The organism is Flavobacterium sp. UBA4854 (assembly GCF_002399805.1).
In the GTDB taxonomy this organism is placed as follows: Bacteria; Bacteroidota; Bacteroidia; order Flavobacteriales; family Flavobacteriaceae; genus Flavobacterium; species Flavobacterium ginsengisoli.
The window spans coordinates 1-9,032 of sequence record NZ_DHEI01000121.1 but is presented as its reverse complement, the minus strand read 5'-3'; the positions used below and the strand labels follow the sequence as shown (position 1 = coordinate 9,032).

Below are 9,032 nucleotides of genomic sequence, written 5' to 3'. Positions count from 1 at the left end.
TTTTCGTTATTGTTTTTAATTTCTGGTTCAATTTTCAAAAATTCGTTCAAACGTTTTTGAGAAGCTTCTGCTTCTTGAACCATCGAAGAAACCCATCCTAAAGAAGCAACTGGCCAAGTTAGCATGTTTACATATAATATAAATTCGGCAATCGTTCCAATATTCGGAATGCTGCCATTAATATACATTACGCCTCCAAAATAAATTACAACCAAGTTACTGATTCCGATAAGAGCAATCATCAACGGACCGAATAAAGACTGGACTCTTGCCAGACTTAAGCTTTTGCGTTTACTTTCTTCAGCCAAATCAACCATATTATTTTGGTGCTGATTCTCTAAAGAATACGCTTTTATAACTCGAATTCCGGAAAAGATTTCCTGAGTAAAACTCGAGACTTTAGAAAGATATTGCTGAAAAGTGGTGCTTCGTTTATTGATTTCAGAACTTAGCTTAAAAATACAATACGAAAGAATCGGTAAAGGCAATATAGTATATAAAGTAAGCAACGGTGATACATTATACATATATATTATAACGATCGCAAAACGAATAGCTGTATTAATAGTATACATTACGGCTGGGCCAACATACATGCGAACTTTAGAAACGTCTTCGCTAATACGATTCATTAAGTCGCCAGTTCTATTTTGTTTGTAGAAATTCTGAGAAAGATTCTCATATTGTCTGAAAACTTCATTTTTTAAATCAAACTCAATATGGCGCGACATTACAATTAAAGTTTGGCGCATTAAAAACGTCAAAAATCCAGCAACAATCGTAGTTCCTATGATTAGCAGTACATTATGAATAAGGTCCTGACGAAAAGTTGCGATTACTATTTCCGATTTTTGTTCAGCAACAGAAAGTTTGTCAAAGTTTTCAATAGCATTTAAAGACTTACTAATAAGCTTTGGGGTAAATAAAGAAAATATTTGTGCGATTATGGTTATTAAAATACCTGCTGAAAAACTATATTTATATTTGATGAAATATTTATTTAAATAGCTTAATTCTTTCATTTTTTTAAGAAATCTAATATTGAATTGATTTGTATTTAAGAATTATTATTAAATAAAATTATAATAATCTGCGATTTAATCAAAACAATTATATTGTAAAATTGTTATTTTAAAGATAAAAAATTAGCACATATGTATTTTTTAATTATGTTTGAGAAGTCTTTTTGACGAATTCATAATTTTAACCTAATTAATACTAGCGCTATGGATGCAACTTTCACAACTGGAAAGGAACTTCAAAAAATGGATCCTGTTTTTGGACAGTTATCTTTTGACGATCACGAACAAATTGTATTTTGCAATGACAAAGATACAGGTTTAAAAGCAATTATTGGTATTCATAATTCGGTTATGGGACCAGCTTTGGGAGGAACCAGAATGTGGAATTATAACACAGAATGGGAAGCTTTAAATGATGTTTTGCGTCTTTCAAGAGGTATGACGTTTAAATCTGCCATTACTGGACTTAATATTGGTGGGGGTAAAGCAGTAATTATTGGTGATGCTAAAACACAAAAAACTCCTGAGTTAATGCGTAAGTTTGGTGAATTCGTTCACTCTTTGAGCGGAAGATATATCACTGCAGAAGATGTCGGAATGGAAACCAAAGACATGGACACTGTAAGAGATGTAACGCCTTATGTTACGGGTATTTCTGAAGAAAGAGGTGGTTCTGGAAATCCTTCTCCAATTACGGCTTACGGAGTTTATCTTGGTATGAAAGCGGCTGCTAAAAGTCAGTTTGGAACTGATGTTTTAGATGGTAAAAAAGTTTTGGTACAAGGAATTGGACACGTGGGTGAAACTTTGGTTGATTATTTAACTAAGGAAGGAGCACAGGTGACTATTACTGATATTAATGAAGAAAAATTATACCAAGTTGCTTCAAAATATAATGCTGCAATTTATACAGGTGAAGATTTGTATACTGCAGATGTTGATATCTATGCGCCATGTGCGATGGGAGCAACAATTAATGATAATACAGTAGATAAAATTAAAGCTAAAGTTATTGCAGGTGCTGCAAACAATCAATTAGCAGATGAGAATGTTCATGGTGCAAGATTACAAGAAAGAGGAATTTTATATGCTCCAGATTTCTTAATCAACGCTGGTGGAATTATCAATGTTTATGCTGAATTAGCTAACTACGGTAAAGCCGAAATAATGACTAAAACAGAAAATATCTACAATACAACTTTAGAAATTATAGATTTCGCTGCCAAAAACAATATTACAACTCATAAAGCGGCGCTTACAATTGCTCAAAATCGTATCGATCAAAGAAGAATCGAGAACGCTTCTAAGTAATTTTTAAGTTTACAGTCTCAGTCTCAGTTTTCAGATCTACTGGAAACTGAGACTTTTTGTTTTTGCTTAATGCTGAAAACTGTGATTGGAACTGAAAACTAAATAAAAATGAGACCAAAAACTGTCACTTTTTTGCGAATTAATTTTAAAATACGCATCAAAAGTTTTACTTTTGCAGACTAATTTTTAAATGTTCTTACACGGTGGTAAATAGAAGACACATACGCGTTAAAGTAATGCAATCCATTTATGCAATGCATCAAAGCGGTTCTGATAACATGGAAAAAGAGGAGAAATTCCTTTTTTATAGCATTGATAATATTCAGGACTTATACCTTATAATGCTTTCTTCATTGATAGAAATTTGTAAAAAAGAAGCTGTCTATTTGCATCTTTCTAGTAAAAAACACCTTGCTACTGCAGCAGAACGTAACCCAAATGAAAAATTTATCAAAAACAAAATTTTTCAACTTCTTGCCGAAAGCAATTCTCTTAGTATCGCTTTAGAAAATCGTAAAATCAATAACTGGTCTTTAAACGACGATTATATCATTTTGCTTTTAAATGATGTTAAAGCAAGCGATATTTACAAAAAATACATGAGTAATAACGTAAATACGTTTGAAGAAGACAGACAATTTATTATTGATTTGTTTGAAAATGTTATTGTTCCTAATGAAAAATTATACGAGTATTTAGAGGATGATAAATTAACGTGGGTTGATGATATTCCGGTTGTAAATACTCATATTGTAAAACAATTGAAAGCAATTAAAACGGAAGATCCGGACGATTTTAGAGTGCCAAAATTGTATAAAGATGTTGAAGACAAAGATTTTGCAAAAGATTTATTTAGAAGAACAATTCTAAACGAAACGTCTTTTGCAAAAGAATACGAAGATAAAACGCCAAATTGGGATAGTGATCGTATTGCCGAAATTGATACTATTATCTTAAAAATGGCAATTTGCGAGTTTGTTAAATTCCCTTCAATTCCAGTAAAAGTAACTCTTAACGAATATTTAGAAATTGCAAAAGAGTATTCTACACCAAAAAGTAGTATTTTTATCAACGGAATTTTAGATAATCTTGTTAAGGAACTTACTGCCAATAAAAAAATGGTAAAAGTTGGAAGAGGGTTAATGTAAGATTTAAAATAATCAATTTTTAAATTCCAAATTCCAAAAAAAAGAATATTAAATATAAATCAAAAACAAATTTAAATTATGGGACAATTATCTCAATTTGCGCCATTCCTTTTAATGTTCGTGGTAATCTATTTCTTTATGATTAGACCACAACAAAAAAGAGCTAAAAACGAAAAAGAATTTGAAAGCAGCCTAAAAGTAGGCGACAAAATAGTTACAAAAAGTGGTTTCCACGGTAAAATCGCTGAATTAGCAGAAACTACTGTTGTAATCGAAACTATGTCTGGAAAATTAAAATTAGAGCGTTCTGCTATTTCTTTAGAATTGAGCGCTGCTTTGAATAAGAAAGCTTAATTTTCTAAATTACAATATTCAAAATCCCAAATTCCAAATAGGAGTTTGGGATTTTTTTTGGATGAATTTTATATACACCGTTTTGTCATTTCGACCGAAGGGAGAAATCACACTAGAAAGTCCGCAAAGAAATTTACTACTCTTTGTAGATTTACTCGTGTGATTTCTCCCTTCGGTCGAAATGACAAACTGGTACGATGATGTTTGATTTGGTCAAGGCTATAATCAAAAAACCTTTGTCAAAGTTTAAAACTTTGACAAAGGTTCTCGTATAGTTTTGGAATTTGGATTTTAAAAATTTGGAATTTTTAGAAATCTATCTGTATTTATCATTCAATCCAACATTTGCTAAAATCATCGGAATCACTTTTTCGATTCTAGAAATCTTAGTTTTTTCCTGTTTGGCCGTTTCAATATATTCTAAAAACTCATATTGTTTGTATGGAGAAAACTTTTCAAAAGCTTCTTTTAAAGCTGGATTCTGAGTCATTTCTTTTTCTAAAAGTTCAGATACAATAGCTTCTTTTTTAGAAGGTTTAATAACTTTTCCTTGCTTTTCGTTTTCAATCGCTTCGTAAATGTATTCTAAAACTTCTTTTTCGTTTACTTCCTCTTTAGAAGTAAAACGCCATTGACGCATCGATTTTGTTTTGTCTTCTTGAGCGTTAATTAGTCTCTTTTTTTCATCTTTCAAGAAAACACCATTTAAAAACCAAATGGCAAAATAATTTTTGAAACCTCCAATTCCGATAACATTTTTTTTGTTGTAAACATAAATAGGTCCTCCCCATTTTATGGTTTCAACCAGTTCTGTTTTGTCAATAATCGATTTAAGAAAAAGAAGTTCTTCTTCCCATTGATTGACTTTGTCCCAAACGTGTTTTTTATCAGAATTCGGTTCCACTTTATCTTTTTCTTTTAGATTTTTCTGGTGCATCAAAAATTCCTGGAATTGCTGTTAATTCAGCAATTTTTACAATTACATCAGTAGCTTTCTGAATGCTTTCTGCTGGAACATATTCGTATTTTCCGTGGAAATTATGTCCGCCTGCAAAAATGTTCGGACAAGGTAATCCCATAAATGATAATTGAGAACCATCAGTTCCGCCACGAATTGGTTTAATGATGGGTTTGATGTTCAATTCTCTCATCGCTTTTTCAGCAATATCTACAATGTATTTTACAGGAAGAACTTTTTCTTTCATATTGTAATATTGATCTTTTACTTCGGCAATTACAATATCTTCGCCAAATTTCTTTGCAAATTTTTTATTGAATTGTTTCGCTAACTTATGAATCAATTCTTTTCTTTTTTCGAACTTCTTTCTGTTATGATCGCGAATAATTAATTCTAAAACGGTTTCTTCGATATTCCCTTTTATGTGGTGAACATGGAAGAAGCCTTCGTAACCTCTCGTTTCCTGTGGAGTTTCGCCTTTCGGAAGTTCATTGATATAATCATTTGCCAAAAGCATAGAATTGATCATTTTTCCTTTAGCATAACCTGGGTGAACGCTTTTTCCTTTAAAAGTAATTTTAGCTCCAGCCGCATTAAAATTTTCATATTCTAATTCACCAATTTGGCTTCCGTCCATGGTATAAGCCCATTGTGCTCCGAATTTTTCAACATCAAAATGATGTGCGCCACGTCCGATTTCTTCATCTGGAGTAAAGCCGATTCTGATTTTTCCGTGTTTGATTTCAGGATGCTGAATCAGATATTCCATTGCCGAAACGATTTCTGTAATTCCAGCTTTGTCATCAGCTCCTAATAAAGTCGTTCCGTCAGTTGTAATGATGGTTTGACCTTTATATAATAATAAATCTTTAAAGTAGTCTGGAGATAAAACGATATTTTTCTCAGCATTCAAAATAATATCTTTTCCATCGTAGTTTTCAACGATTTGCGGTTTTACATTCGCTCCGCTAAAATCTGGAGAAGTGTCAAAATGAGAAACAAAACCAATTGTTGGCACTTCATGATCAACATTGCTAGGAAGCGTTGCCATGATATAAGCTTTGTCATCTATAGTTACATCTTCTAGGCCAATTGCTTTTAGTTCGTCAACTAATTTATTGGCAAGATTCCATTGTTTCTGCGTACTTGGCGTTGTTTGTGAATTTGGATCCGATTCGGTATCAATTGTTACATAACTGATAAAGCGATCTATGATATGTTGCATTTTTTTGAATTTTTAGCAAATATAGAAAATTTTTTCTGCTAAGAAATTTAGCTTTCAATATCTGAATTAATAAAAAAAGGGATTCTATATTGAATCCCTTTCTGGTATTTTAGGTTTGTTATTTGCTTTTTACACATCTAAAACCAACGTGATTTGCAGCAGATCTAATTTCGCCTTTTCCTCTTGTTCCAACCATGTATCTAGTACAGTATTGATCGGTGCATAAAAACGAACCGCCACGATGCACACGTTTTATTTCAGATGGATCGCTTGGATCGTAATAAGCATCTGGCCCTTGAGGATTTCTGGTTACTTTTCCACTTTCTGCTAATGATTTGTAGTAATCTACACTGTACCAATCATGTACCCATTCCCATACATTTCCAGCAATATCATAAAGGCCGTATGCATTTGGAGCATATTGTTTTGTTGGAGCAATTCCTTTAAAACCATCTTCTCCGGTATCTCCATCTTTAATTGGAAAGTGTCCTTGGTAAATGTTTGCTTGAAATTTTCCTTTTGGTTTTAAATCATTTCCCCAAGCATAAAGATTTCCAGTTTTACCACCTCGTGCAGCAAACTCCCATTCTGCTTCTGTTGGAAGTCTTTTTCCTGCCCATTTTGCATAAGCTTCAGCATCTTCGTAAACAACGTGAACAACAGGATATTTTTCTTTTCCTATAATGGTACTTTGCGGCCCTTCAGGGTGTCTCCAATCAGCACCTGGTTCGTAACGCCACCACTGTAAAAAATTGTTTAAATTTACTGCAGAAGGAGTAGGAGTAAAGACCACAGAACCAGTAACTAAATCTTCCTCATTTGCGGTTGGAAATTCTTCTTTTGTTGGTTTCTGTTCAGCAACAGTAACGTAACCAGTTGCTTTTACAAACTTTTCAAATTCTTCGTTGGTTACTTCGGTTTCATCCATATAATAACCATCTACATACACTCTGTGTATAGGTGCGGCATCTTTGGTCACGCCTTTAATACTACATAAACTTTCATCTTCAACATTGGTTCCCATTGAGAATTCGCCACCAGGAATCCAGACCATGCCTTTTGGTGTTTTTTCAGCAGGTTTAAATTTATTTTCTACAGTTGGTTTAAATTCAGATTCTAGATTAGTGGGAGTTTCGTGACATTCAGCAACTGTTTTTTCTGCTTTATCATTTGTGAATTTAGTGTAACTGTAAGCAATTGAAATAATGGACAATGTGAGTAACGCAAAGATCCAAAAGGTTTTGTTTTTCATGGTTTATTATTTTTGAGCTTATAATGGTTGTCAATAGTGGGCATAAAATTAGGCAAAATAACTTTTAAAGTTATAGTAATTTTATAGAATTAATAAAATTTAATTATTCTTTTTCAACCTGAACTACCTCATATTTATTTTTTCCATCAATTTGCACGGGCTGATAATAAGTTTCACCAAATTTTACATATTTAGCATCGCCTATTGTCACTTCTTCTCCGCCTTCCGGCAAATTTTCTACTATTGTTCCGGCAGTAGGAGCAACGACAGTGTATTTTCCTCCATCTTTTTCATAATATGTTCCACCATAATAGTAATTATTTACGGTTCCAGTATTTACGGTTTCTGCTCCGCTTGGAATATTGTTTACAGTACCGCCGACTGGTGCGGGAACTGCCGTATAGCCACCGTTGGATGAGGTATACCAAACTCCCTGATCGTAATGATACTGTGTGCTTTCTACACTAACAACAATTGCCGTAACAGCTAAAGTGGCTACAAAAAATCCCCAAGGATGCCAAACTGGTCCCCAGTAGAAAGGTACATAAGGACGCGGATAATATGGATGATAACAATTGTATCTGTAACCCCCATAAGCATATGGTGGACGCACGTATGGGCGAGGTCCAGGTCTTACTACAGTGTTACGATTGTTCTGTACATAAATGTTATTATTAACATTGATATTATTTCTGTTTCTGTTGACAGTATTGCCGCTTATGTTGGTGTTTCTGTTGCCAACATTGTTTCTATTTACAGTATTATTTCTATTTACTGTGTTGTTTCTGTTTGTAGTATTATTTCTGTTGGAATTATTTGACGGCCTTGTAATTTGAGTCCCAGATTTGTTGGCTCCAGGTCTAGTTGTTGAAGGTCTAGTCGTCGCTGCGGGTCTAGTTGTACTTGGCCTTGTTACATTTGGTCTAGACTGAGTTGCAGGCCTTGCTTGTCTAGTATGAGTTGCTCCACCGCCTCCGCGTGCTCCTCCACCGCGAACTCCGCCTCCATGACGTTGCGCTAAACTATCAATTGAAATAAAGAAAAGAGTTCCGATTAAGAAAGCTAAAAGAGCTGGTCTTTTTACTGTTTTGGATATGTTTTTCATATTCAATAATTTATGTGATTTAAAGTTATGAAAAAAAATGTTTGATTTTTGTTAATGAGTTAAAAGTTTAAATTACAATGAAATATCCCATTGTATTCTAAATCGCCAGCCTTCTTGTAAAGGAAGTGTTTTATCTTGAAAACTAAAATAACTTACCTCTGAAGTGAGTTTGTTTTTATGTCCTTTGAAAAACCAATTAAATGCCAATGTAGACTCGTCTTGTCTATTTTCTCTAATAGAATTATCAGGTCTATATGCGGCATGCCGTCCAGCCATTTCTAAATGTTTTGGCCACCAGTCAAAAACATTATGAAAGAAATATCCAGCTTGAACGTAATACCCTTTCATAGTAGTCATGTCGTTATTATTGTATTTATCAATGATTTCTTTGGTATGCCATTCGCTCTGCCACGAAAAGCCGCGGTACATAAAAGCGCTTTCCAAATTCCATTGATTGACTCTGTATTGTCCTGGCAGGCCATCTTCAAATCCGTCTAAAGAACCTCCTCCTGCTTGCGAGAAACGAGTGTAAGGGCTTCGGTTTGTGATGGCTGAAAAGGCAATAATCGGAGTTGGTTTTTCATGAAATTCTAAATCGCAGCCTTCAAAATCAAGAAATCTTCCTAAAAAATTCCATTGTGCTCTTCCAAAATACAT

9 protein-coding genes are annotated in these 9,032 nt (G+C 33.6%); 3 read left to right on the top strand and 6 right to left on the bottom strand.

Annotation, left to right across the window (positions count from 1 at the left end):
* A partial coding sequence (locus B3J44_RS18010) for an ABC transporter transmembrane domain-containing protein (RefSeq protein ID WP_286970130.1) occupies positions 1-1,022 on the bottom strand: 1,022 nt, incomplete at its 3' end.
* A 204-nt stretch (positions 1,023-1,226) separates the two neighbouring features.
* Between B3J44_RS18010 and B3J44_RS18005 the strand changes: the two genes are divergently transcribed.
* From B3J44_RS18005 to yajC, 3 genes are all read left to right on the top strand, one after another.
* Positions 1,227-2,333: a Glu/Leu/Phe/Val family dehydrogenase gene (locus B3J44_RS18005; protein WP_286970128.1), complete on the top strand. Its 1,107-nt coding sequence runs from the start codon at positions 1,227-1,229 to the stop codon at positions 2,331-2,333.
* Between the two features lie 236 nt (positions 2,334-2,569).
* Positions 2,570-3,481, top strand: coding sequence for a transcription antitermination factor NusB (gene nusB / locus B3J44_RS18000; RefSeq protein WP_286970126.1), 912 nt, complete (start codon positions 2,570-2,572; stop codon positions 3,479-3,481).
* A 78-nt stretch (positions 3,482-3,559) separates the two neighbouring features.
* Positions 3,560-3,835: a preprotein translocase subunit YajC gene (gene yajC, locus B3J44_RS17995; protein ID WP_012024270.1), complete on the top strand. Its 276-nt coding sequence runs from the start codon at positions 3,560-3,562 to the stop codon at positions 3,833-3,835.
* A gap of 316 nt (positions 3,836-4,151) precedes the next feature.
* Here the strand turns inward: yajC and B3J44_RS17990 are convergent, their stop codons facing one another.
* The 5 genes from B3J44_RS17990 to B3J44_RS17970 form a co-directional block, all read right to left on the bottom strand.
* Complete coding sequence (locus tag B3J44_RS17990; protein ID WP_286970123.1) at positions 4,152-4,739, bottom strand: YdeI/OmpD-associated family protein; 588 nt, start codon at positions 4,737-4,739, stop codon at positions 4,152-4,154.
* 1 nt (position 4,740) lies between these two features.
* Positions 4,741-6,018 carry a peptidase T gene (gene pepT, locus B3J44_RS17985; RefSeq protein ID WP_286970122.1) on the bottom strand — a complete coding sequence of 426 codons (1,278 nt, stop codon included), beginning with the start codon at positions 6,016-6,018 and terminating at the stop codon, positions 4,741-4,743.
* A 118-nt stretch (positions 6,019-6,136) separates the two neighbouring features.
* A complete protein-coding gene (locus B3J44_RS17980; RefSeq protein WP_286970120.1) occupies positions 6,137-7,270 on the bottom strand; it encodes a formylglycine-generating enzyme family protein in 1,134 nt (377 codons plus the stop codon).
* 103 nt (positions 7,271-7,373) lie between these two features.
* Entirely contained in the window at positions 7,374-8,375 is a 1,002-nt protein-coding gene (locus tag B3J44_RS17975) for a DUF6515 family protein (RefSeq protein WP_286970118.1), read from the bottom strand.
* Between the two features lie 72 nt (positions 8,376-8,447).
* Positions 8,448-9,032: porin (locus B3J44_RS17970; RefSeq protein WP_286970115.1), on the bottom strand; the 585-nt coding region annotated here is incomplete at its 5' end.

Coding starts and splice junctions, on each gene's coding strand:
- B3J44_RS18005 (WP_286970128.1), top strand. CDS start 1,227: ATGGATGCAACTTTCACAACTGGAAAGGAACTTCAAAAAATGGATCCT.
- nusB (WP_286970126.1), top strand. CDS start 2,570: ATGCAATCCATTTATGCAATGCATCAAAGCGGTTCTGATAACATGGAA.
- yajC (WP_012024270.1), top strand. CDS start 3,560: ATGGGACAATTATCTCAATTTGCGCCATTCCTTTTAATGTTCGTGGTA.
- pepT (WP_286970122.1), bottom strand. CDS start 6,018: ATGCAACATATCATAGATCGCTTTATCAGTTATGTAACAATTGATACC.
- B3J44_RS17980 (WP_286970120.1), bottom strand. CDS start 7,270: ATGAAAAACAAAACCTTTTGGATCTTTGCGTTACTCACATTGTCCATT.
- B3J44_RS17975 (WP_286970118.1), bottom strand. CDS start 8,375: ATGAAAAACATATCCAAAACAGTAAAAAGACCAGCTCTTTTAGCTTTC.